At 69.9% G+C, this 22,525-nt stretch carries 19 protein-coding genes and 5 tRNA genes; 16 read left to right on the top strand and 8 right to left on the bottom strand.

Annotated features, from left to right (window positions below; all coding sequences use genetic code 11):
* Positions 1-3: 3 nt before the first annotated feature.
* The 5 genes from ACH4S8_RS25535 to ACH4S8_RS25515 form a co-directional block, all read right to left on the bottom strand.
* On the bottom strand, positions 4-3,237 hold the full coding sequence (locus tag ACH4S8_RS25535; protein ID WP_398397790.1) for a nitrate- and nitrite sensing domain-containing protein: 3,234 nt from the start codon (positions 3,235-3,237) through the stop codon (positions 4-6).
* Between the two features lie 351 nt (positions 3,238-3,588).
* Positions 3,589-4,164: an ATP/GTP-binding protein gene (locus ACH4S8_RS25530; protein WP_028802395.1), complete on the bottom strand. Its 576-nt coding sequence runs from the start codon at positions 4,162-4,164 to the stop codon at positions 3,589-3,591.
* The gene (locus ACH4S8_RS25525) at positions 4,145-4,543 is read right to left on the bottom strand and encodes a DUF742 domain-containing protein (protein ID WP_103548533.1); all 399 of its coding nucleotides are present in this window, start codon (positions 4,541-4,543) and stop codon (positions 4,145-4,147) included. The genes ACH4S8_RS25530 and ACH4S8_RS25525 overlap by 20 nt, the downstream gene beginning before the upstream one ends.
* A 111-nt stretch (positions 4,544-4,654) precedes the next feature.
* Positions 4,655-5,068: a roadblock/LC7 domain-containing protein gene (locus ACH4S8_RS25520; protein WP_037624995.1), complete on the bottom strand. Its 414-nt coding sequence runs from the start codon at positions 5,066-5,068 to the stop codon at positions 4,655-4,657.
* A 9-nt stretch (positions 5,069-5,077) separates the two neighbouring features.
* Entirely contained in the window at positions 5,078-8,851 is a 3,774-nt protein-coding gene (locus ACH4S8_RS25515) for a nitrate- and nitrite sensing domain-containing protein (protein ID WP_398397786.1), read from the bottom strand.
* A gap of 600 nt (positions 8,852-9,451) precedes the next feature.
* Here ACH4S8_RS25515 and ACH4S8_RS25510 point away from each other — a divergent pair.
* The 9 genes from ACH4S8_RS25510 (at position 9,452) to ACH4S8_RS25470 (ending at position 13,773) form a co-directional block, all read left to right on the top strand.
* The gene (locus ACH4S8_RS25510; RefSeq protein ID WP_398397784.1) at positions 9,452-9,640 is read left to right on the top strand and encodes a hypothetical protein; all 189 of its coding nucleotides are present in this window, start codon (positions 9,452-9,454) and stop codon (positions 9,638-9,640) included.
* Between the two features lie 198 nt (positions 9,641-9,838).
* Positions 9,839-10,615, top strand: coding sequence for a fumarylacetoacetate hydrolase family protein (locus ACH4S8_RS25505; RefSeq protein WP_398397782.1), 777 nt, complete (start codon positions 9,839-9,841; stop codon positions 10,613-10,615).
* On the top strand, positions 10,608-12,077 hold the full coding sequence (gene gltX, locus ACH4S8_RS25500) for a glutamate--tRNA ligase (protein ID WP_398397780.1): 1,470 nt from the start codon (positions 10,608-10,610) through the stop codon (positions 12,075-12,077). The genes ACH4S8_RS25505 and gltX overlap by 8 nt, the downstream gene beginning before the upstream one ends.
* 333 nt (positions 12,078-12,410) lie before the next feature.
* Entirely contained in the window at positions 12,411-13,163 is a 753-nt protein-coding gene (locus tag ACH4S8_RS25495) for an HAD family hydrolase (protein ID WP_398397778.1), read from the top strand.
* Between the two features lie 90 nt (positions 13,164-13,253).
* Positions 13,254-13,325, top strand: a tRNA-Gln gene (locus ACH4S8_RS25490).
* Positions 13,326-13,367: 42 nt separating this feature from the next.
* Positions 13,368-13,440, top strand: a tRNA-Glu gene (locus ACH4S8_RS25485).
* Positions 13,441-13,502: 62 nt separating this feature from the next.
* Positions 13,503-13,575 (top strand) — tRNA-Glu (locus tag ACH4S8_RS25480).
* 24 nt (positions 13,576-13,599) lie between these two features.
* A tRNA-Gln gene (locus ACH4S8_RS25475) sits at positions 13,600-13,671 on the top strand.
* A 29-nt stretch (positions 13,672-13,700) separates the two neighbouring features.
* A tRNA-Glu gene (locus tag ACH4S8_RS25470) sits at positions 13,701-13,773 on the top strand.
* A 269-nt stretch (positions 13,774-14,042) separates the two neighbouring features.
* Here ACH4S8_RS25470 and ndgR read toward each other — a convergent pair.
* Complete coding sequence (gene ndgR / locus ACH4S8_RS25465) at positions 14,043-14,759, bottom strand: IclR family transcriptional regulator NdgR (protein ID WP_028806673.1); 717 nt, start codon at positions 14,757-14,759, stop codon at positions 14,043-14,045.
* Positions 14,760-14,950: 191 nt separating this feature from the next.
* On the opposite strand from ndgR, the gene leuC reads away from it, so the two are divergent.
* From leuC to ACH4S8_RS25445, 4 genes are all read left to right on the top strand, one after another.
* Positions 14,951-16,375: a 3-isopropylmalate dehydratase large subunit gene (gene leuC, locus ACH4S8_RS25460; protein WP_398397776.1), complete on the top strand. Its 1,425-nt coding sequence runs from the start codon at positions 14,951-14,953 to the stop codon at positions 16,373-16,375.
* A 5-nt stretch (positions 16,376-16,380) separates the two neighbouring features.
* Positions 16,381-16,974: a 3-isopropylmalate dehydratase small subunit gene (gene leuD, locus ACH4S8_RS25455; protein ID WP_398397774.1), complete on the top strand. Its 594-nt coding sequence runs from the start codon at positions 16,381-16,383 to the stop codon at positions 16,972-16,974.
* A gap of 276 nt (positions 16,975-17,250) precedes the next feature.
* Complete coding sequence (locus ACH4S8_RS25450; RefSeq protein ID WP_398397772.1) at positions 17,251-17,481, top strand: hypothetical protein; 231 nt, start codon at positions 17,251-17,253, stop codon at positions 17,479-17,481.
* A gap of 138 nt (positions 17,482-17,619) precedes the next feature.
* Positions 17,620-18,261, top strand: coding sequence for an HU family DNA-binding protein (locus ACH4S8_RS25445; protein ID WP_398397770.1), 642 nt, complete (start codon positions 17,620-17,622; stop codon positions 18,259-18,261).
* A gap of 150 nt (positions 18,262-18,411) precedes the next feature.
* Here the strand turns inward: ACH4S8_RS25445 and ACH4S8_RS25440 are convergent, their stop codons facing one another.
* Together ACH4S8_RS25440 and cofC are read right to left on the bottom strand one after the other, a co-directional pair.
* Entirely contained in the window at positions 18,412-18,615 is a 204-nt protein-coding gene (locus ACH4S8_RS25440; RefSeq protein ID WP_326785322.1) for a hypothetical protein, read from the bottom strand.
* A gap of 66 nt (positions 18,616-18,681) precedes the next feature.
* A complete protein-coding gene (gene cofC, locus ACH4S8_RS25435) occupies positions 18,682-19,320 on the bottom strand; it encodes a 2-phospho-L-lactate guanylyltransferase (RefSeq protein ID WP_398397767.1) in 639 nt (212 codons plus the stop codon).
* A 144-nt stretch (positions 19,321-19,464) separates the two neighbouring features.
* On the opposite strand from cofC, the gene ACH4S8_RS25430 reads away from it, so the two are divergent.
* The 3 genes from ACH4S8_RS25430 (at position 19,465) to ACH4S8_RS25420 (ending at position 22,517) form a co-directional block, all read left to right on the top strand.
* The gene (locus tag ACH4S8_RS25430; RefSeq protein WP_398397765.1) at positions 19,465-20,235 is read left to right on the top strand and encodes a lysophospholipid acyltransferase family protein; all 771 of its coding nucleotides are present in this window, start codon (positions 19,465-19,467) and stop codon (positions 20,233-20,235) included.
* Entirely contained in the window at positions 20,232-21,242 is a 1,011-nt protein-coding gene (locus ACH4S8_RS25425) for an NAD(P)H-dependent glycerol-3-phosphate dehydrogenase (RefSeq protein ID WP_398397763.1), read from the top strand. The genes ACH4S8_RS25430 and ACH4S8_RS25425 overlap by 4 nt, the downstream gene beginning before the upstream one ends.
* Positions 21,243-21,359: 117 nt before the next feature.
* Positions 21,360-22,517, top strand: a complete 1,158-nt coding sequence (locus tag ACH4S8_RS25420) for a D-alanine--D-alanine ligase family protein (RefSeq protein ID WP_398397761.1) — start codon at positions 21,360-21,362, stop codon at positions 22,515-22,517.
* Positions 22,518-22,525: the final 8 nt, after the last annotated feature.

Raw genomic sequence — 22,525 nt, 5'->3', positions numbered from 1 at the left:
ACACTAACGCTCCTGGTTGTAGGTGCTGTCAGAACCGAAGCCCTGACCGTTCGTCTCACTACCTGCACTGCGTCCCCGCTCGACACCGCGACGCAGGTTGCTCAGCCTGCCCCGGACGTCTTCGGGAGCACGGGAGACCTGGGGGCCTCCCTGGGGGGTCGATTCCGCGGTTCCCTCGACCAGGTTGGCCTTGGGCACCCGCCGCGGCAGACCGGACGAGGTGACCCCGCCAGCCTTGGGCTTCTTCAGCTGCTCGGCGCGCTGCCACCGATCATCGTTGGACGACCGCCAATCGTCGCCCGTGTTCCCGGAGGACATGGGCGCCGCCTGCTCCCTCGGCGGTTCCGCGGGGCGCCGGGCGTTGCCGGCGGGGGCGGGTCCGCGGCGGGGGAGTCCCGCGTCGGTCATCGTGCGGGGGGCCGAAGTGGCCGGTCCCGGACGACCAAAGCCTACGCTGTCCTGCTCACTCGCGTCAGCGACCTGCGGGGATTCCGCTTCCGGAGCGTAGCCGGGCCGGTACCCGCCCTGGTACGCGTCCTGCTGCCGCGGCTGCTGCTGCGGCCAGTCGTCCTGGTAGGACGGCTCACCGAAGCCCGACAGAGTCTCCGGGGCGGAGCCGCCCATTCCGGCGTGCTCCTGCTGGACCGGCTCCGTGTAGGAGGGCTCAGGGTAGCCGCCGTTGGACGGGAAGTACGCCTCGTCGTACGCAGCCTGCTGAGGCTCCTCGTACGACGTCTGCTGGTCGTACGTGGTCTGCTGCTCCTCGTGCACACCCTGGGCGCCGTCGTACGCCGGGGCACCGTCGAAGGACGGCTGCCCGTTGTCGTACGCGGGCTGCTGGGCCTCGAAGCCGTCCGCGTAGCCCTGGGGGGCCTCGGTGCCCTCCGGACCGTGCGTCTGGGCCTCCAGGGCGGCACGGCGCCCCTCGCGCATCAGAGAGCGGCCCACGGGGTCCAGATCGCGGATGTCGTCCGGGACCTCGTAGCGGCTGTCGTCGAAACCGAGGTCCGCGGCGGTCAGCACGGGCTGCTGCTGGGCGCCGAAGTTCTCGCCCGGGAACGCCTGCTGCTGTTGCTGCTGCTCGGGAATGATCTGGGACACGGTGAACTCGTCGCGCATCGGCTGCTCGCCACCGCCACCGTGGGTGATGGCGTCGGGGAGCATGACCAGCGAGGTGGTGCCGGCCTGCTCGCCCGAGGGGCGCAGCTGGACGCGGATGCTGTGGCGGTCGGACAGCCGGCCGACCACGAACAGACCCATGCGCTGCGAGATCGCGGCGTCCACGGTCGGCGGGTTGGCCAGCTTGTGGTTGATGTCCGCGAAGTCCTCGGCGGTCAGGCCGATGCCCTTGTCGTGGATCTCGACCATGATGCGGCCGTCGGGGAGACGGGTCGCGGTGACGCGGACCTTGGTCTGCGGGGAGGAGAACGTGGTCGCGTTCTCCAGCAGCTCGGCGAGCAGGTGCACGAGGTCGGTCACGGCGCGGCCGTGGATCTCGGCCTCCGGGACACCGGAGAGCTCGATGCGCTCGTACTGCTCCACCTCGGAGGAGGCGGCGCGCAGCACGTCGACCAGCGGGACCGGCTGGTCCCAGCGGCGTCCGGGCTCCTCGCCGGCGAGGACCAGGAGGTTCTCGCCGTTGCGGCGCATACGGGTCGCGAGGTGGTCCAGGCGGAAGAGGTTCTCCAGCTGGTCCGGGTCGGCCTCGTTGTTCTCCAGGTCGGTGATCAGGGTCAGCTGGCCCTCGATCAGCGACTGGTTGCGGCGCGAGAGGTTCGTGAAGATCGCGTTGATGTTGCCCCGCAGGAGGGCCTGCTCGGCGGCCAGTCGTACGGCCTCGCGGTGGACCTGGTCGAAGGCGCGGGCGACTTCGCCGATCTCGTCCGTCGTGGTGATCGGGATCGGCTGCACGCGGGTGTCGACCCGGCCGGGGTCGGTGCGCGAGAGCTGGTCGACCAGCATCGGCAGACGCTGCTCGGCGACATTGAAGGCGGCGCTGCGCAGCTGGCGCATCGCGCGGCTCATCTGGCGGGCCACCATGCCGGCCAGGATGAACGCGGCGAGCAGGGCGACGACGACGATGGCGCCGGTGATGAAGGCGTCGGTCTTGGCGTTGTCGGAGATGTCACCGGCCTCGGCCACGGCCTTGTCGGCGAGGTCCGACTCGATCTTGCGGTACGCGTTGTACTTGGCGGTGTTGACCGCCATCCAGTTCTGCGCGGTGATGCCGTTCGCGGCGAGTTTCGCGCGGTCGCTCTCCAGCGTGGACGGGAGACCGGCGAGCTCCTTGACCATCTCGGTCGTGTTCGCGGGCGGCGGTATGTAGTTCGGGTCCTTGGCCGCGGCTTCCTGCGCCGCCTGCGTCAGCTCGCTCTTGACGTCCGCCGTCGCGGCCGTGAGCTTCGCGGTGTCGTCCTCGGTGCCACCGCCCTTGTACTCCTCGATGGCGATGCCCTCGAGGTAGGCGTAGGAGGAGAGGGCGACGCGCTGGCTGGCGAGGGAGCTGAGGCCGGAGCCCGGCTTGATCAGCATGTGCATGCCGATGGACCGCTCCAGCGACAGCGCGGCCTTGGACAGCGAGATCGCGTAGACCGTACGGCCGTAGCTGGTGATGTTTCCGGTGCCCAGACCGAGCTCGTTGGCGAACTCCATCAGCGGGTGCTGGATCTGGAGGTAGCCCTCTTCGGTGGCCACACCGGTGAGCTTGTTGGTGTACGCCACGGCCCGCAGCTTGTCGAGACCGGGCTCGACATCGTGGAAGACCTGGAGACGGCGCTCCAGGCCCGGCGTATGGGGCATGTTCTGGGCGGCCTCGTCGAAGGCGTCGGCGGCCAGGTCGGTGTCCCGGCGGACCTTCACGACGGTCGCGTCCTTGGCGCCCTTGCCGGAGAGCAGCGGGGCGGCGCTGAGGTCGCGCTCGACGAACAGCTTGTCGCCGTAGTTCAGCGCCGCCTGCACGAGGCGGGCCGTCTTCTCGGCGTCCTGGGCTTCCTGCCAGGTGTCGATCGAGCTCTTCACCTGGAAGCCGCCCATGACGAGGCCGACCACCACGGGAATGAGCAGGATCGCGTTCAGCCTGGTCGGCACGCGCCAGTTGCGCGGGGAGAACCGGCTCCCGCTCGGCGCGGGTGCCGGCGTGGGCTCCGGGCCGGCCACTTGTGCGGGAGCCGCTCCGCGCGCCGGCGGGGTGAAGTTGCCCCGTGCCGACGGCTCGGGACCGTTCATGCTTCGCCTCACTCGACCAACAACCTCTCGGCGTCGGCACCTGCTGTGTGCCGCCGTATCTACCAGCGCCCTTGACTACTGGGCAGTTCAGCGCATTCCAGCACGTCAAGCAGCGCCATTCCAAACACTCGGAACGGATGATTCCGAGTGGTGCTGGCCACAGATAAATCGGTCATAAAGAGCGAGCCCCGCCAAAAGGCGGGGCTTTCATGAACGCAGCGGCACCGGTCGACCGCTATGCGTGTCAGGGCCAGCGAAATTCTCTGTCGAAACGTTATGAACACCGAGGCCGGCCGTGTCAAATGACACAGCCGGCTCCGATGTGACTACGACAACTTCCATACAGGACTGTCTACTTGACTGCTACCGCAGCCGGGCCATGAGGGCGTGCTCGACCAGGGTGATCAGAGCGCTCTTCGCATCTGCACGGTGTCGCGCGTCCGTCGTGATGATCGGAGCGTCCGGGCCGATCTGAAGGGCCTCGCGCACTTCCTCCGGGTTGTACGGCTGGTGACCGTCGAAGCCGTTGAGGGCGATGACGAACGGCAGGCCGCTGTTCTCGAAGTAGTCGACCGCGGGGAAGCAGTCGGCGAGACGCCGGGTGTCCACCAGGACCACGGCGCCGATGGCGCCGCGGACCAGGTCGTCCCACATGAACCAGAAGCGGTCCTGGCCCGGCGTACCGAAGAGGTACAGGATCAGGTCCTGGTCGAGGGTGATACGGCCGAAGTCCATGGCCACCGTGGTGGTGGTCTTGTCCCCGGTGTGGGTGAGGTCGTCGATGCCCGCCGAGGCGGAGGTCATGACGGCCTCGGTACGCAGGGGGTTGATCTCGGAGACGGCACCCACGAACGTGGTCTTGCCGACACCGAAACCACCCGCTACGACGATCTTGGCGGAGGTGGTCGCCCGGCCTCCGTCAGAGCTTGCGAAGTCCACTGAGCACCCTTTCGAGCAGTGTCACGTCCGGCGCGCCGCCGTTGTTCTCATCGCCGCCAGGCTGGTGAATGGCGACAAGTCCGGCCTCGGCGAGGTCCGCGACAAGGATCCTGGCCACGCCGAGCGGCATGCCGAGGAGGGCCGATACCTCGGCCACCGACTTCACTTCCCGGCACAGATGGCAGATGCGCTGGTGTTCGGGGAGCAGACCCATCAGCTGGGCCGGATCGGCCGTGGTGCTGATCAGAGCCTCTATGGCCAGTTGGTACCGCGGCCTGGTCCGGCCGCCGGTCATCGCGTACGGACGTACCAGCGGCTGGTCGCCTTCATCCCCGTACGACTCGGCGTACGGATCATGAGAGGCGGGGGGCGGGGTCATGAATCCTCCGGGCGGGACAGCAAGTCGGTCAGTCGTGCCGTCTGTTGGGGCCGGTGGGGGGATTGTGGCGGCCGGACGGTGATTTCGTGCGGTGTCTGGATCCGGCGGCGGTCAGTGAAGCAGACTGCCTTGTAGTTCGGCACGCAGGTCCGGCGTGAGGACGGCGCCCGCACGGTCGACGAGCAGTGCCATCTCGTAGCCGACAAGGCCGATGTCGCACTCCGGGTGGGAGAGGACCGCGAGGGACGATCCGTCCGAAACCGACATCAGGAAGAGGAAACCGCGCTCCATCTCCACGACCGTCTGGGCCACCGAGCCGCCTTCGAAGATCCGGGAGGCCCCGGCAGTCAGCGAAGTGAGTCCGGAGGCTACGGCCGCCAGTTGGTCCGCGCGGTCGCGGGGGAAGCCTTCGGACATTGCCAGAAGGAGTCCGTCGGCGGACACGACGACGGTGTGGGACACCCCGGGGGTGTTGTCCACGAAGTTGGTGATCAACCAGTTGAGGTTCTGTGCCGCCTGGCTCATCGGGCTCAACTAACGCTCCTGCTGGTGAGTGGGGCTGGGGAAGCTGCCGGTCTGGCCGTTGGGAGCGGCCTGTCGACCTTGCTGAATGCCCCGACGGAGATTGGTCAGCCGGCCGCGTACGTCATCGGGCGCACGCGAGACCTGCGGACCGCTTTGGTGCTGTTGCTGCTGTGCCGTGCCCGCGACGAGGTTGGCTCGCGGGACGCGGCGCGGCAGGCCTGAGGTGGTGACCCCGCCTGCCGACGGCTTGCGGGAACGCTCTGCCTGCTTGACGAGATCGTCGTTCGGAGAGCTGCGCCACGTGGTGGCGGCCGGTGCGGCGGCCGGTCGCTGCGGTGCCGGGGGAGTCTGCGGCTGCTGCTGGGGGGCGGCCTGCGCGTATCCCTGGGAGCCGTTGTTCTGGGCGGCGCCGTTCGTGGGCATGCCGTTCGCGGACATGCCGTTCACGGGCGTTCCGTTCGCGGGCGTGCCGTTCGAGCCGTCCGCCTGACCGTGGAACCAGTTGGTCTCCAGCGTGTCGTACAGCGGCGTGCGGCCGTCACCGGGGTTCGAGGCCGGCGGAAGCGCCTCGGGGGTCTGCTGACGGGCGGGCGGCTGTGGGGTGGCCGGCCGCTCGTACTGTCCGGTGGACGACGAGCCCTGCCCGTTGCCGTACCCGGGTGCCGCGTACTGCCCGGTGGACGCGGGGTCCTGGGAAGGCGCGTAGCCCGGCTGGGCGAACTGGCCGGTGGACGACGGAGACGCGGCACCGTAGCCCTGGGTGGGGAACTGTCCCGTGGAGGCCGGGTTCTGGCCGGCCGAGGACTGGTTGCCCGAGTAGCCGTACTGGCCGTTGTGCTGGCCGTTGTTCTGCGGCGCGCTCGCGCCGGGGCGCGGGGCGTCGAAGTCGGGACGGGCGAACTCCGCGGTGGAGGCGGGTCCCCGGTCGTCGATCCGCGGCATGCGCGAGGTGGCGTCGACGTCCTCGTGACCACGGGGGGTGTCGGGGGACGTACGCGGAACCGGGGGCTGCGCGTTGTCGTCGCTCCAGCTCGGCGTGCGGGAGCCGGCGTTGCCGCCGGGCAGCTCGGCGCGCGCGCCACCGCGTCCCGGCAGCTGCGGCCGACGACGGCCGCCCTTGCCCTTGGACGGTGCCTGCGCGGGAGCGGCGGGGGCGGCGGGAGCGGCGTTGCTGTCGCCGAAGGCGTTCTGGCCCGCGCCGTTCCCGTTGCCGAACGAGTTCTTCCGGCCGCCGGAGGTGTCACCGAAGGCGTTCTGGGAACCCTGGCCGTCGCCGTAGCCCTGCTGCTGCGAGCCGTTCTGGGCGCCGTAGCCCTGCTGCGGGCTCTGCCCGAAGGCGTTCGCACCGGCGGGAGCCTGCCTGCCCTGACCGCCGCCCTGGCCCTGCGAGCCGCGCGCTCCGCCGGAGCCACCCGGGCGACCGCCCTGGTTGCTGCCCGGCAGCGCCGCCCGCGGACCCTGGCCCGTGCCGACCTGTCCGCGCTGCGGCGAGGCACCGAGGGGACCGCCGGGAGCGGAGGGGGAACCGGCACCGAGCGAGGGACCGCCCGAGCGACGGGCCGCGGACACACCGGCCGAGGCCTGCGCCGCGGCGGGGCCGCCGCCGGAGGCACCCTGGCCCGGCTTGTTCGGCATGGGCTTCTTGCCGCCCTGGGCGACGTCCACCGGCAGCATGACCAGCGCGGTCGTACCGCCGGAGTCCGACGGACGCAGCTGGATGCGGATGCCGTGACGCTGCGACAGACGACCGACCACGAACAGACCCATGCGTCGGGAGACGGAGACGTCCACCGTGGGCGGAGCGGCGAGCCGCTCGTTGATCGCGGCCAGGTCCTCGGGGGACAGACCGATACCGGTGTCGTGGATCTCGATCAGCACCCGGCCGTCGGGCAGGGCGTGACCGGTGACCTTGACCTTCGTCTGCGGGGAGGAGAACGAGGTGGCGTTCTCCAGCAGCTCTGCGAGCAGGTGGACGAGGTCGTTGACGACCCGGCCGGCGACCTCGGTGCCGGGCACCGAGGCGAGTTCGATGCGCTCGTACTGCTCCACCTCGGAGGCGGCGGCGCGGAGGACGTCGACCAGCGGGACCGGGCGGGTCCAGCGGCGACCGGGCTCTTCACCGGCGAGAACGAGAAGGTTTTCGCCGTTACGGCGCATGCGGGTCGCGAGGTGGTCGAGCTTGAACAGCGAGGAGAGCTGGTCGGGGTCGGCCTCGCGGGACTCCAGCTCGGATATGAGCGAGAGCTGACGCTGGATAAGACCCTGGGAACGGCGCGAGAGGTTGGTGAACATCGCGTTGACGTTGCCTCGCAGAAGGGCCTGCTCGGCGGCGAGGCGGACAGCCTCGCGGTGCACGTGGTCGAAGGCCGCGGCCACCTGGCCGATCTCGTCCCGGGAGTGCACACCGACCGACTCCACGGAGGTGTCGACGTCCTGCGGGTCCGACTCCGAGAGCTGCTTGACGAGCTCGGGCAGACGGTCCTGGGCGACCCGGGTGGCGGTGTCCTGCAGGCGGCGCAGCGAGCGGATCATGGACCGGGCCACGACGAAGGCGCCGACGAGCGAGACACCGAGGACGAGCAGGATCAGTACACCGGAGATGATCGCTTCACTCTGGGACTGGTTGCGCAGCTCACGGGCCTTCTGCTCCATCTCGCTGAGCAGCGTCTTCTCGATCTTCGACATCTGGTCGATCTTGGCCGAGTCGTCGTCGATCCAGTCCTTGAAGGACCGCTTGTTCTGCGTCTTCAGGCCTTCGGGGTTGCTCAGCACGCGCTTGGCGTAGTTGTCGGCCGACTTGATCGTCGGGTTGTCACCCTCGACCGCCAGGAGCAGGTCCGAGCTGCCTGCGCCGTAGATGTTCTTGAACGCCTCGTTCTCGGATTCCTGGCTCTCGAACGCGGACAGCGCGTACTGCTGGTCGTTCTTGGAGAGGGTTCCGAAGACCGTCGGCTGCTTGGGGAGCGCGGCGGCGATGACGGCCCGCTGGACGGAGGCGTACTCCTTGGCGGAGGAGAAGGAGGCCAGCGCGCGGGTGCGCTGGATCATCTCCGGGTTGCTGGTCGCCTCGGCCATGTCCTGCGAGAGCGCGAGGAGTTCGGTGACCAGGCGGTGGTACGCGTCCACCGTCTGGGTCGAGTTCTGCGGGTCGTTGTAGGCGTCGCTGCGGATCTGGTTGAGCTTGTACAGCTCGGCCACGACACCGACGAGGCTGTCGTGCACGCCGGACAGCTGGCCCTTGGCCGTGGCGTCGTCGACCTGCTGCGTGCCCTCGAGGAAGTGCTTCTTCGCCACGTCCGTGGCGTCGCGAACCGACTTGACCTCGTAGGCGTTGGACAGAGCGCCGTGTGCCAGCGGACCGGCCGTCTCGTCGCGCTCCTTCTGGAGCGCGGCGGCGAGCTCGGTGGCCTGCTTGGTCATCTCGGTCAGCAGCCGCATGTTGTCGAGCTGCTGGATGTTGTCCAGCGACTCGTTGATGCGGAGCGCTCCCAGCGAGGTCGCTGCGACCACGGGGAGTGCGAGCAGCGACACCAGTCGCGTCGAGATGCGCCAGTTCCGCAGGGCTACGCGCGAGCCGTGGCTCGGCGCGGCCGCCTGCGCGGCGTCGGTCGTGGTGGCGGGAGCCTTGGGCTTCGCGCCGGCGCGAGCGGAGTGTTCACCGCTGCCTCCGACCTCTGCCGGTCCCGGGTTCTGGGCGTGCTGGGGCGAGGAACCGCGGTCGGTCCCGCCGCGCGGCTCCGGCTCCGCCGAAGCGCTGCCATCCCTCTTGAAACGTCCCTGCACTAGCGTCGCAACCTCTGGACCAGGCGCCCCTCCGCTGGAACGGCGGGGCGGTGTCGGCGTTTTACACAGGCGCAGATGCACTCTGTGTATGTGGTCTGAGTGACCGGCGCAGGTTCCCCCTTCCCGCCGCCACTCGGCGCTGAGTAGCGCCCCTGCGCGCCGGATCGTGAATCCGCGGCGGTCCGAGGAATTCCAGCACAGTGCAGGATCTCCAACAAGGCCCGTGTACCAGGCTGTGACCTCCGTGACAGCATGTGAGTGTCTTGTGACCGGGCGTGTAAAGGGTTCTCGTACATACCGGGCATAGGCCTACGAGCCAAGGGCTTCCCTCCCCTGTCCCAGTCGCGATGATCAGGAGCGGAATGATTGGTTCAGTGGAGTAATGTCCGTTTGGTCGGCCCGGATCGGGGGTCGTGATTGACCGGTTTGGCCCTTGGTAAGTGAGGAAACTCACACGGCGATCATGGCGTCTTCACGGCATCGCCAGGGAATTGAATGTTTAGCCTGGCGCTTTACAGGGATGGCGAATCCGACAACCCGCGCCCATGTGGGGCTCTTTGGCCCCGACCGGCGCCCAGGACGACAAGGTCGAGCAAAACGGTGAAGACGACGATGATGTTCCGCAACATTGCCAACCCGCAGCGCACGACGCTGGCGCACCTCGAGGACGCCGACGCCCTGCGTACGCCGGAGCGGCCGGAGCACGCGGTCACCCTTCCCCTCCAGACGGCCAACCCCCGCCGCACCGTCCTGATGGACACGCCGGTCACGGTCTCCGCCGCGGAGTGAACGCGGCGACCGGTGAAGGGCCGCGCCCCGGACGCGGCCCCGCCGGTCACGGGCGGGCCCGAGGGCACCGTCACCCGTCGTCCGTACGGACGCTCCGCCGCGCACCGGCCCGGCGGATATACGCGAAGCCCGCAGCCCCTGCCGCGTTAGCCTGGAGCGTCAGACTCCAGCCAGCTCAGTGAGGGGCGCAAGGATCCCGTGCGCATCGCCAGATTCTCCATCGACGGCAACGTCGCTTTCGGCGCGGTCGAGGGCGACAGGCCGGACGAGCTCGTCCTCGACATCATCAAGGGCATCCCGTTCGCGGACTTCGAGCTCTCCGGCACGAAGGTCCCGCTGAACAAGGTCCGGCTGCTGCCGCCGGTGCTCCCGAACAAGGTCGTGGCCTTCGGCCGCAACTACGCGGAGCACGCCAGGGAACTCGGCAACGAGGTGCCCGACGCCCCGTTCGCCTTCTTCAAGCCCTCGACCTCGGTGATCGGCCCCGGCGACCCGATCCAGTACCCCTCCTTCTCCAGCGAGCTCCACCACGAGGCCGAGCTCGCCGTCGTCATCGGCCGCATGTGCCGCGAGGTCCCGCGCGAGCGCGTCAAGGACGTCATCCTCGGCTACACCTGCGCCAACGACGTCACCGCCCGCGATGTGCAGAAGCGCGAGAAGCAGTGGGCCCGCGCCAAGGGCTTCGACAGTTCCTGCCCGCTCGGCCCCTGGGTGGAGACGGACCTCGACCCCGCCGACCTGACCATCCAGTGCACGGTCAACGGGCAGCAGCGGCAGCTCGGCCGTACGAGCGAGATGATCCACTCCATCGAGGACCTGATCGTCAACATCACCGAGGCCATGACGCTGCTCCCCGGCGACGTGATCCTCACCGGCACCCCGGCTGGGGTCGGCCCCCTGAACGTCGGCGACGAGGTCGCCGTCACCATCGAAGGCATCGGCACTCTCACCAACAAGGTGATCAAGCGTGGCTAACGTCCGTGTACGTTTCTGTCCCTCCCCGACCGGCAACCCCCACGTCGGGCTGGTCCGCACCGCCCTGTTCAACTGGGCGTTCGCCCGGCACAACGAGGGCACCCTGGTCTTCCGCATCGAGGACACCGACGCGGCCCGCGACTCCGAGGAGTCGTACGAGCAGCTGCTCGACTCGATGCGCTGGCTGGGCTTCGACTGGGACGAGGGCCCCGAGATCGGCGGCCCGCACGCGCCGTACCGCCAGTCGCAGCGCATGGACATCTACGCGGACGTCGCCGCCAAGCTGCTGGACGCCGGCCACGCGTACCGCTGCTACTGCTCGACCGAGGAGCTGGACACCCGCCGCGACGCCGCCCGCGCCGCCGGCAAGCCCTCCGGCTACGACGGCCACTGCCGCGACCTGAGCGCCGAGCAGAAGGCCGCCTACGAGGCCGAGGGCCGCAAGCCCATCGTCCGCTTCCGGATGCCCGACGAGGCGATCACCTTCGAGGACCTGGTCCGCGGCGAGATCACCTACCTCCCGGAGAACGTCCCGGACTACGGCATCGTCCGGGCCAACGGCGCGCCGCTGTACACGCTCGTCAACCCCGTCGACGACGCCCTGATGGAGATCACCCACGTCCTGCGCGGCGAGGACCTGCTCTCCTCCACTCCCCGGCAGATCGCCCTGTACAAGGCGCTGACCGAGCTGGGCATCGCCAAGGAGACCCCGGCCTTCGGCCACCTCCCGTACGTGATGGGCGAGGGCAACAAGAAGCTCTCCAAGCGCGACCCGGAGTCCTCGCTCAACCTCTACCGCGAGCGCGGCTTCCTCCCCGAGGGCCTGCTGAACTACCTCTCGCTGCTCGGCTGGTCGCTCGCCGCCGACCGCGACATCTTCTCCGTCGACGAGATGGTCGCCGCGTTCGACGTCACGGACGTGAACCCGAACCCGGCCCGCTTCGACCTGAAGAAGTGCGAGGCGATCAACGCCGACCACATCCGCATGCTCGACGTGAAGGACTTCACCGAGCGCTGCGCCCCCTGGCTGCGCGCCCCCTTCGCGCCCTGGGCGCCGGAGGACTTCGACGAGGCGAAGTGGCAGGCGATCGCCCCGCACGCCCAGTCGCGGATGAAGGTCCTCTCCGAGATCACGGACAACGTCGACTTCCTGTTCCTGCCGGAGCCGGCCGTCGACGAGGCGTCCTGGACGAAGGCCATGAAGGAGGGCAGCGACGCCCTGCTCCGCACGGCCCGCGAGAAGCTGGAGGCGGCCGACTGGTCCTCCGCGGAGTCCCTCAAGGAGGCCGTCCTGACCGCCGGTGAGGAGCACGGCCTCAAGCTCGGCAAGGCCCAGGCCCCGGTCCGCGTCGCCGTCACCGGCCGCACGGTCGGCCTGCCGCTCTTCGAGTCCCTGGAGATCCTGGGCAAGGAGACGACGCTGGCGCGCGTCGACGCCGCGCTGGAGCGGCTCGCCGCGTAGCGGGCACAGGTACGTACGAGGGGCGGTGTCCGGTTCGGGCACCGCCCCCTCGCGCGTACCCGGCGCCGGTCACCCGGAGTCCACCGTCCCCGCCGACTCCGGCCCGGGGCACGGCACTTGCCCCCTGCGGCCCCCTGTGGCACCACGTACACCCCCGTGCGCGCTCCGCGCTCGCGCCGCCCCGCCCGCCCCGGCGGCGCCACGCCGCGAGGCCCCTGCCTCCGGCAGGAGACCACCGGAGCCGTGTGACGGCGGGGGACCGTGCCCCCGGCGGCCGGCCCGGCCGGCACCGGACAGGGGACAGCCGCCCGTGTCCGGGGTTACGGTCGCCGCATGAGCATCGACGCCGTGGTCTGGGACATCGACGACACGCTCTTCGACTACACGGCCGCGGACCGGGCGGGCATGCGCGGCCATCTCGCGGCCGAGGGCCTGCTCGACGGCGATACGTCCGTCGAGCAGGCCCTCACGCGCTGGCGGGAGATCACCGACGCCCAGTGGGCGCGGTACGCGGCCGGCGAGACCGACTGGCAGGGCCAGCGCCGGGACCGCGTCCGGGTGTTCCTCGGGGAGCCGCTGAGCGACACCGAGGCCGACGCCTGGTTCGACCGGTACGTCACGCACTACGAGGGCGCCTGGGCGCTCTTCCCGGACGTCCTGCCCGTCCTGGACGCGCTCGCCGTCGGCCACCGGCACGCGGTGCTGTCCAACTCCAGCCTCCTCGTGCAGGACCGCAAGCTGCGCGTCCTCGGTGTGCACGACCGCTTCGAGGCGATCCTGTGCGCCGCCGAGCTCGGCGTCTCCAAACCCGCCGCGGCGGCCTTCCACGCGGCCTGCGACGCCCTCGGGCTGCCGCCGCACCGTGTCGCCTACGTCGGGGACCACCCGGAGATCGACGGACGGGGCGCCGCCGAGGCGGGTCTGCTGTCGGTCTGGATCGACCGTGAGGGCGCCCCCGCCCCGGTCCCCGCCGCAGTCGCCGGCGCCGTCGGACGGAGCGGTCCGCACCGCATCGGATCGCTCGCCGAGTTGCCCGGGATCCTTGGCGCGGATACCCGTTTTGGAGCGGGGTCCACCTTCGGGTAATGTTCCTTCTGCGCCGCCGGGAGCGGGCCGAAAGGCCGGAGCCCGGAGACGTCAGCCGAAACAAGATCTTCGTACGGGATTGCGTTTCTGTGGCCTATGGTGTAATTGGCAACACTACGGTTTCTGGTACCGTCATTCTAGGTTCGAGTCCTGGTAGGCCAGCTCGCAGAGCTCATCTGCACCGCGGAGATCCAGATCCGCAAAGCCCCCGTTGTGTAGCGGCCTAGCACGCTGCCCTCTCACGGCAGTAGCGCCGGTTCGAATCCGGTCGGGGGTACAGATCCTTCCCAGGAAGGCAGTCCGGGTCGCACCCGCTGCCCTTCATGCAGGATCGCTAGGGCCCCCGTTGTGTAGCGGCCTAGCACGCTGCCCTCTCACGGCAGTAGCGCCGGTTCGAATCCGGTCGGGGGTACTGACCAACTGGTCTAAACCACCATGGGCTATGGTGTAATTGGCAACACTACGGTTTCTGGTACCGTCATTCTAGGTTCGAGTCCTGGTAGCCCAGCTCCGAATCTGCGGAAACGCATGATTCAGGCCCCCGTTGTGTAGCGGCCTAGCACGCCGCCCTCTCAAGGCGGTAGCGCCGGTTCGAATCCGGTCGGGGGTACAAGGTCCGGAAGGGTCTCCACTTCGGTGGGGGCCCTTCCGGCGTTCCCGGACCCGTTCCCCGGGCGCTGAGCCCGGGCCGCCGGGCAGCGGCTTCCCGGGGCCGGCCCCCGGATCAACCCGTCGCGCGCCGCCATGAGTTGGATCACGACGGAAACAGGGCGCGGGGTGCACCGGGAGCGGCGCACCCCGCGTACGGGACGGTGTGCTCCGGAAAGGACCTGCCGCGGCGTTGAGGCCGGCCCTTTCCGGGGCGCGGGAGCGAGAAGGTCAGCCCGTGCGGCGCAGGGCCTCGGAAAGACGGCCGGCGGCGTCGATGACGGCCTGGGCGTGCATGCGGCCCGGGTGACGGGTCAGGCGCTCGATCGGCCCGGAGACCGAGACGGCGGCCACGACCCGGTTCGAGGGCCCGCGGACGGGCGCGGAGACGGACGCCACGCCCGGCTCGCGCTCGCCGATCGACTGGGCCCAGCCGCGGCGCCGTACCCCCGACAGCGCGGTGGCGGTGAAGCGGGCGCCCTGCAGACCGCGGTGCAGCCGCTCCGGCTCCTCCCAGGCCATCAGGATCTGGGCGGAGGAACCGGCCTTCATGGTGAGGGTGGAGCCCACCGGGACCGTGTCCCGCAGACCGGACAGCCGCTCGGCCGCGGCGACGCAGATGCGCATGTCGCCCTGGCGGCGGTAGAGCTGCGCGCTCTCGCCGGTGATGTCCCGGAGGTGCGTGAGCACCGGGCCCGCCGTCGCGAGGAGGCGGTCCTCACCGGCGGCCGCGGCCAGTTCGGCGAGCCGGGGGCCGAGGATGAAACGGCCCTGCATGTCGCGCGCCACCATGCGGTGGTGTTCAAGTGCCACGGCGAGGCGATGTGCCGTGGGTCGTGCCAGTCCGGTCGCCGCGACCAAGCCTGCGAGGGTGGCCGGACCGGACTCCAGGGCGCTCAGGACAAGGGCTGCCTTGTCCAGAACGCCGACGCCGCTACTGTTGTCCATGAAACGATACTCGCGTCTCACTCTGTGAAACGCAAGTTCAATTTCCGGTGGAACGCGCCACCCTTGTAGACACAGCGGCCCGCGGACCAACGGGTCCGGCGGACGACGTCCCGCACTAGGGGTGCGGACGTCCACCGCCCCGGAAATCTCTAGTTGGGCCGGCGCCACACGAGCCGGCCGGAGGGAAAGCGATGGGTAGGACACTCGCGGAGAAGGTCTGGGACGACCATGTCGTCCGGCGCGCCGAGGGCGAGCCCGACCTCCTCTTCATCGATCTGCACCTGCTGCACGAGGTGACCAGCCCGCAGGCGTTCGACGGCCTGCGCCAGGCGGGCCGCCGGGTGCGGCGCCTCGACCTCACCATCGCCACCGAGGATCACAACACCCCGACCCTCGACATCGACAAGCCCATCGCCGACCCGGTCTCGCGGGTCCAGCTGGAGACGCTGCGCAAGAACGCCGCCGAGTTCGGCGTCCGGCTGCACTCGCTCGGTGACGTCGAGCAGGGCGTGGTGCACGTCGTCGGCCCGCAGCTGGGTCTGACCCAGCCGGGCACCACGGTGGTCTGCGGCGACTCGCACACCTCCACGCACGGTGCCTTCGGCGCCCTGGCGTTCGGCATCGGCACCTCGCAGGTGGAGCACGTGCTGGCCACCCAGACGCTGCCGCTGGCCCGCCCGAAGACCATGGCCATCACGATCGACGGTGAGCTGCCCGCCGGCGTCACCGCGAAGGACCTGATCCTGGCGATCATCGCCAAGATCGGTACCGGCGGCGGCCAGGGCTACATCCTGGAATACCGCGGCCCCGCCATCGAGAAGCTCTCGATGGAGGCCCGGATGACCATCTGCAACATGTCGATCGAGGCCGGCGCCCGCGCGGGCATGATCGCCCCCGACGAGACCACCTTCGACTACCTCAAGGGCCGCGCACACGCCCCCGAGGGCGAGGACTGGGACGCCGCCGTCGCGTACTGGAAGACGCTGAAGTCCGACGACGACGCCGAATTCGACGAGGAGGTCGTCATCGACGCCGCCTCCCTGTCGCCGTTCGTGACCTGGGGCACCAACCCCGGCCAGGGCGCGCCGCTTTCGGCGAACGTCCCCGACCCGGCTTCGTACGAAGACGCTTCGGAGCGGCTGGCAGCCGAAAAGGCCCTGGAATACATGGGGTTGACCGCCGGACAGCCGCTGCGCGACATCGAGGTCGACACCGTCTTCGTAGGTTCGTGCACCAACGGCCGCATCGAGGACCTGCGCGCGGCCGCCGCGGTCGTCGAGGGCCGCAAAGTCGCCGACGGGGTACGGATGCTGGTCGTCCCCGGCTCCGCGCGGGTCGGTCTGCAGGCCGTCTCCGAGGGCCTGGACGTGGTCTTCAAGGAGGCCGGCGCCGAATGGCGGCACGCGGGCTGCTCGATGTGCCTGGGCATGAACCCCGACCAGCTGGCCCCCGGTGAGCGCTCCGCGTCCACCTCCAACCGCAACTTCGAGGGCAGGCAGGGCAAGGGCGGCCGTACGCACCTGGTCTCGCCGCAGGTCGCCGCCGCCTCGGCGGTCCTCGGTCACCTGGCCTCCCCGGCCGATCTGTCCGACGCCCCCGTGCCCGCTGGAGTCTGAGAGTCATGGAAGCATTCACCACGCACACCGGCCGGGCCGTCCCGCTGCGCCGCAGCAACGTCGACACCGACCAGATCATCCCCGCCCACTGGCTCAAGAAGGTGACCCGGGACGGCTTCGAGGACGGTCTCTTCGAGGCCTGGCGCAAGGACGCCTCCTTCGTCCTCAACCAGCCCGAGCGCCAGGGCGCCACGGTCCTGGTCGCGGGTCCCGACTTCGGTACCGGCTCCTCCCGCGAGCACGCGGTCTGGGCGCTGCAGAACTACGGCTTCAAGGCCGTCATCTCGTCTAGGTTCGCCGACATCTTCCGCGGCAACTCGCTCAAGAACGGCCTGCTCACGGTGGTTCTGGACCAGAAGATCGTGGAAGCGCTCCAGGAACTGGCGGAGACGGACCCGCAGGCCGAGATCACGGTCGACCTCGAGGCGCGTGAGGTGCGCGCCGAGGGCGTCACCGCCGCCTTCGAGCTCGACGAGAACGCCCGCTGGCGGCTGCTGAACGGGCTCGACGACATCTCCATCACCCTCCAGAACGAGGGCGACATCGCGACGTACGAGGCCAAGCGGCCCGCGCACAAGCCGAGGACGCTGCACGTCTGACGTCCGGGCCGGAGCGCGGCCGGGTTGCGACTGATTCCAGCCACGCAACACCCCTCTGTACCCCCAATCGTGGACGGTTGGGGGTACAGCTGTTTCCGCTCCCGGAGGGCTCCCTCGCGCCCTCACGAGGAGGGTCAACTCCCTTAGTTACAAAGCGGGTTGCCTGGGTAGGCGCGAGTACGGGCGACTTCCGGCCAAGGGGGTCAGGAGGCCTGAGGGGGACGGCAGTTGCCCCCTGGGCAGGCGACAACTCGCCCCAGATGGCACAATCTGTGCATGGAACGTGACAGCCAACTCGAGCTCTACGTGGCGGTCGCGGCCCAACTCAAGGAAGCGCACACAAGAGTGCGCGCACTGCAAGTCCCGGAGGGCGTACGGATGGCGCTGACCCGGAAGCTGCTGGTCATTACGGCCGCGGCCAAGCACGATCTCGCCGACGCGACAAGGCGGCTGGAGCGGTTCACCGACGACCTCGACGAGGGTCGATTCCTCGAAGGGGATCACTGACGAACTGCGCTGCGGCCCGAGTTCGTTGCGGCACAAGGGTGATTAGCCCGTTTCGTGTTTGATTTGCGGTATATATCTGCCTAACGTGCGAAAAAGCTTGAACGCATTCGTTCGGGCAATGTCTCCGAAGGGGAAGACGTGAACAAGGCGCAGCTCGTAGAAGCGATTGCCGACAAGGTCGGCGGGCGTCAGCAGGCCGCCGACGCGGTCGACGCGGTACTGGACGCCATCGTCCGTGCGGTTGTCGGCGGAGACCGGGTCTCGGTCACCGGCTTCGGTTCCTTCGAGAAGGTCGACCGTCCCGCCCGTTACGCCCGCAACCCTCAGACGGGTGAGCGTGTTCGGGTCAAGAAGACCTCCGTGCCGCGCTTCCGCGCCGGTCAGGGGTTCAAGGACCTGGTGAGCGGCTCGAAGAAGCTCCCGAAGCACGACGTCGCGGTCAAGAAGGCCCCGAAGGGCAGCCTCTCCGGCGGCGCTTCCGCGACGGTGAAGAAGGCCGCGGCCAAGAAGGCCACCACCGCCAAGAAGGCGGCGGCGAGCAAGGCCGTGGCGAAGAAGACCACGGCGAAGAAGACCACGGCCGCCGCGAAGAAGACCACGGCCGCCGCGAAGAAGACGACGGCGAAGACCGCCGCCGCCAAGAAGACCACGGCGAAGACCACCGCGGCCAAGAAGACCGCCGCCAAGAAGGCTCCGGCGAAGAAGGCCACGGCCAAGAAGGCCCCCGCCAAGAAGTCGACGGCCCGCAAGACCACCGCCAAGAAGGCCACCGCCCGCTAGAAGCCGGGCGCACGGGCACCTCACGCGCCGGGCCGGGCTCCCACCGGGAGCCCGGCCCGCGGCGTTCCCGGGACGCCCGCGGCGCCTTCGGAACACCTGCCGTCGTGTGTCAGGACGCCCGCGGCGCCCTCAGGGCGTCCGCTGCGTGTGTCAGAACGTCTGCAGCGTGATCAGGGTGATCCGCAGCTCCGCGCCCTCGCCCTCGGTCTCGATCCGCACGCGCTGGCCCGGCCGCAGCAGCCGCAGCCCGCCGGCGTCGAACGCCGGACCGTCGAAGGGCACCGGGGTGCCGTCGTCGAGCAGCACCTGTCCGCTGCGGGTCTCGGGGTCGTACGTGTACGAGGTCGCCTGCATGGGGGCAGCCTACTGATCCCGCCGCACGGGGCGCCGCGCGCGGACCGGTCGCCCGCGGTCCGCCGCCTACTGCCAGGGAATCAGCAGCCGCGCCGCCGCGGCGGCCGTGCACGGCCCCACGCCGAGTGTCAGCGCCGCCCGCAGATCCTCCCGGGTGTCCACGTCCCGGCGTACGGAATCCACCGCGCCGAGACGGAGTTCCGCGGCGCCCGAGGCACTGTGGCGGGCCCGGGAATCACCGCCGAAAGCGGGGAGCAATTCCCGGCCCGGGGAAGCGGCCAGGAGAGTGGTGCCGATTGCGGCGGCATCCGCCAGAAAAGCGCGGGGGAATTCGCCCGCGGCGGCCAGTACCCGGGCCAATTCCAAAGGCCGCAGGGCAGGCAGATCGGCGTTCAGGGCCGCGACGGCGCTTTCGGGATCACGGGCCCGGACGACCCCCGCTCCGTGCGCCAGCGCCGCGTTGAGGCCCCCTCCCGGCTCGTCCGCGACGATGTGCGCGCCCAGCGCGGCCAGCTCCCGGCCGGCCAGCGCGTCCCCCGTGACGACCGCCACACCCCGGACGGCGTCGCAGGCCAGTGCCGCCGCCACGGTGTCCTGGGCGAACGCGAGGGCGAGGCCGGGACGCAGTACGTCGGAGGCGGTGTCCGCCAGCCTGCTCTTGGCGCGCGCCAAGGGTTTGAGGGGTACGACCAAGGTCCACCGCACGAGCGCTCCACCCTCTCCAGTCACGCCTTATTGTGACCTGGCCACCCTGGCGGTCGGGGTGTCGGGGCGTACGGTGTTCTCGACAGACAGGCGGCCTGGAGCGACACTTGTGCGGCCCCCCAGGCTCTAGAGGAAGGTGTCCGCGTGCCCCGCCGCAGAATCAGCTTCTGGTACCGCTTTGCAGCGGTTCTCGTCAAACCGCCGCTGATGGTTCTGATCAAGCGGGACTGGCGCGGGATGGAGAACATTCCGGCCGAGGGTGGATTTATCACCGCGGTCAACCACAATTCCCATGTGGACCCGTTCGCGTACGCGCACTACCAGTACAACACCGGACGTGTTCCGCGCTTCCTGGCGAAGGCCGGTCTTTTCAAGAAGGGATTCGTCGGCGCCGCGATGCGCGGCACCGGGCAGATTCCCGTCTACCGCGAGAGCACCGACGCCCTGAGCGCCTTCCGGGCCGCGATCGACGCCGTGGAACGCGGCGAGTGCGTCGCGTTCTACCCCGAGGGCACGCTCACCCGTGACCCCGACGGCTGGCCGATGACCGGCAAGACCGGCGCCGCGCGGGTCGCCCTGCAGACCAGGTGCCCGGTGATCCCGGTCGCCCAGTGGGGCGCCAACGAACTGCTGGCGCCGTACGCCAAGAAGCCCGACATCCTTCCGCGCAAGACCCACCACGTGCTCGCGGGCCCGCCGGTGGACCTCTCGCGCTTCTACGACCGGGAGATGAACCCGGACCTCCTGAAGGAGGCCACCGAGGTCATCATGGCGGCGATCACCGCGCAGCTGGAGCTGATCCGCGGCGAGAAGGCGCCCGAGAACGTGTACGACCCGCGCGAGGTGCGCATCGCGCAGCGCCGCCAGGCCGCGGCCAAGTCGAAGGCACAACAGGAAGAGGGGCAGGGAACGTGAGCAAGCCGGTCAGGGCGGCCGTCTTCGGGACCGGATCGTGGGGTACGGCCTTCGGCATGGTGCTCGCCGACGCCGGGTGCGACGTCACCCTGTGGGCGCGTCGGCCCGGGCTCGCCGACGCGGTCAACTCCACGCGGATGAACCCGGACTATCTCCCGGGGATCGAACTCCCCGAGAACCTGCGGGCCACCGCCGACCCGGCCGAGGCCGCGCGCGACGCCGACTTCACCGTCCTCGCCGTCCCCTCCCAGACCCTGCGCGCCAACCTCGCGGAGTGGGTGCCGCTGCTCGCCCCCGACACCGTGCTCGTGTCGCTCATGAAGGGCGTCGAACTCGGCACCGTGAAGCGGATGAGCGAGGTGATCGAAGAGGTCGCCAAGGTCTCCGCCGACCGTGTCGCCGTCGTCACCGGGCCCAACCTCGCCAAGGAGGTCGCCCAGCGGATGCCGGCGGCCGGTGTCGTCGCCTGCCGCGACGAGGCGGTGGCCCGGCGCATCCAGACCGCCTGCCACACGCCGTACTTCCGCCCGTACACGAACACCGACGTGGTGGGCTGTGAACTCGGCGGAGCCGTCAAGAACGTGATCGGTCTCGCCGTGGGCATCGCCGACGGCATGGGCCTGGGCGACAACGCCAAGGGCTCGCTGATCACCCGCGGCCTCGCCGAGACCACCCGGCTCGGACTCGTCATGGGCGCGGACCCGATGACGTTCTCCGGCCTCGCGGGCCTCGGCGACCTCGCCGCGACCTGCTCCTCGCCGCTGTCCCGCAACCACACCTTCGGCATCAACCTCGGCCGCGGCATGACCCTCCAGGAGACCATCGCGGTCACCCGGCAGACCGCCGAGGGGGTCAAGTCCTGTGAGTCGGTACTGGATCTGGCCCGCCGGCACGGCGTCGACATGCCGATCACGGAGACGGTCGTCAGCATCGTCCACGAGGGCAAGCCCCCGGTGGTCGCCCTCAAGGAGCTGATGTCGCGCAGTGCCAAGCCCGAACGCCGCTGAGCCCACCGCGTCGAACCGCCAGGTGGGCGACGCTCCGCAACGGTGGGCACGACGCTGAGCAACGGCCGCCGTGGGGCGCTGACTCACCGCCGTACCGCGGGGTACCCTCGACGCGATATGAGCACCGAGAACCTCTCCCAGAGCCCTGAGCGGCCGACGCGCAAGCCGCGCGTGGCCGTCGTCTTCGGCGGCCGCAGCTCCGAACACGGGATCTCCGTGGTCACCGCCGGCGCCGTCCTGAGCGCCATCGACCGTACGAAATACGACGTACTGCCGATCGGCATCACCCAGGACGGCCGTTGGGCGCTCACCGCGGACGAGCCGGAACGCATGGCGATCGTCGACCGCAAGCAGCCCAACGTCGAGCAGCTCGCCGAGTCCGCCGAGGGCGGCGTGGTGCTCCCCGTCGACCCCGCCAGCCGTGAAGTCGTCTACACCGAGCCCGGGTCGGTCCCCAAGGCGCTCGGCGAGGTCGACGTCGTCTTCCCGCTGCTGCACGGCCCGTACGGCGAGGACGGCACCCTCCAGGGCCTCCTGGAGCTGTCCGGGGTCCCCTACGTCGGCTCGGGCGTCCTCGCCTCGGCCGTCGGCCAGGACAAGGACTACATGAAGCGGGTGTTCACCTCGTTCGGCCTGAAGGTGGGCCCGTACACGGTGATCCGGCCGCGCGAGTGGCAGCAGGACCAGTCCGCCGCCCGCAAGAAGATCGTCGACTTCGCCGGTGAGCACGGCTGGCCGCTCTTCGTGAAGCCCGCGCGCGCGGGTTCGTCGTTCGGCATCACGAAGGTCGACGACCTCTCGGGCCTCGACGAGGCGATCGAGGAGGCCCAGCGCCACGACCCGAAGATCATCGTGGAGGCGCTGCTGCGCGGCCGCGAGATCGAGTGCGGGGTCCTGGAGTTCGAGGACGGGCCGCGCGCGTCGGTCCCCGCGGAGATCCCGCCCGTGCAGTCGCACGCGTTCTACGACTTCGAGGCCAAGTACATCGACGCGGCCGACGGGATCGTGCCGGCGCCGCTCACCGAGGAGCAGACCGCGGAGATCCGCCGCCTGGCCGTCGAGGCCTTCGACGCGGCGTCCTGCGAGGGCCTGGTCCGCGCGGACTTCTTCCTCACCGAGGACGGCGAGTTCGTGATCAACGAGATCAACACGATGCCGGGCTTCACGCCGATCTCCATGTACCCGCGGATGTGGCGCGAGACGGGCGTCGGCTACGCGGAGCTCGTCGACCGCCTGATCCAGGCGGCGCTGCGGCGGTCCACCGGACTGCGCTGAGCACGTCG

The organism is Streptomyces sp. NPDC021080, from assembly GCF_044333225.1.
GTDB lineage: Bacteria > Actinomycetota > Actinomycetes > Streptomycetales > Streptomycetaceae > Streptomyces.
The sequence above is the reverse complement of the archived record's forward strand: the minus strand, read 5'-3'. Positions and strand labels throughout refer to the sequence as shown.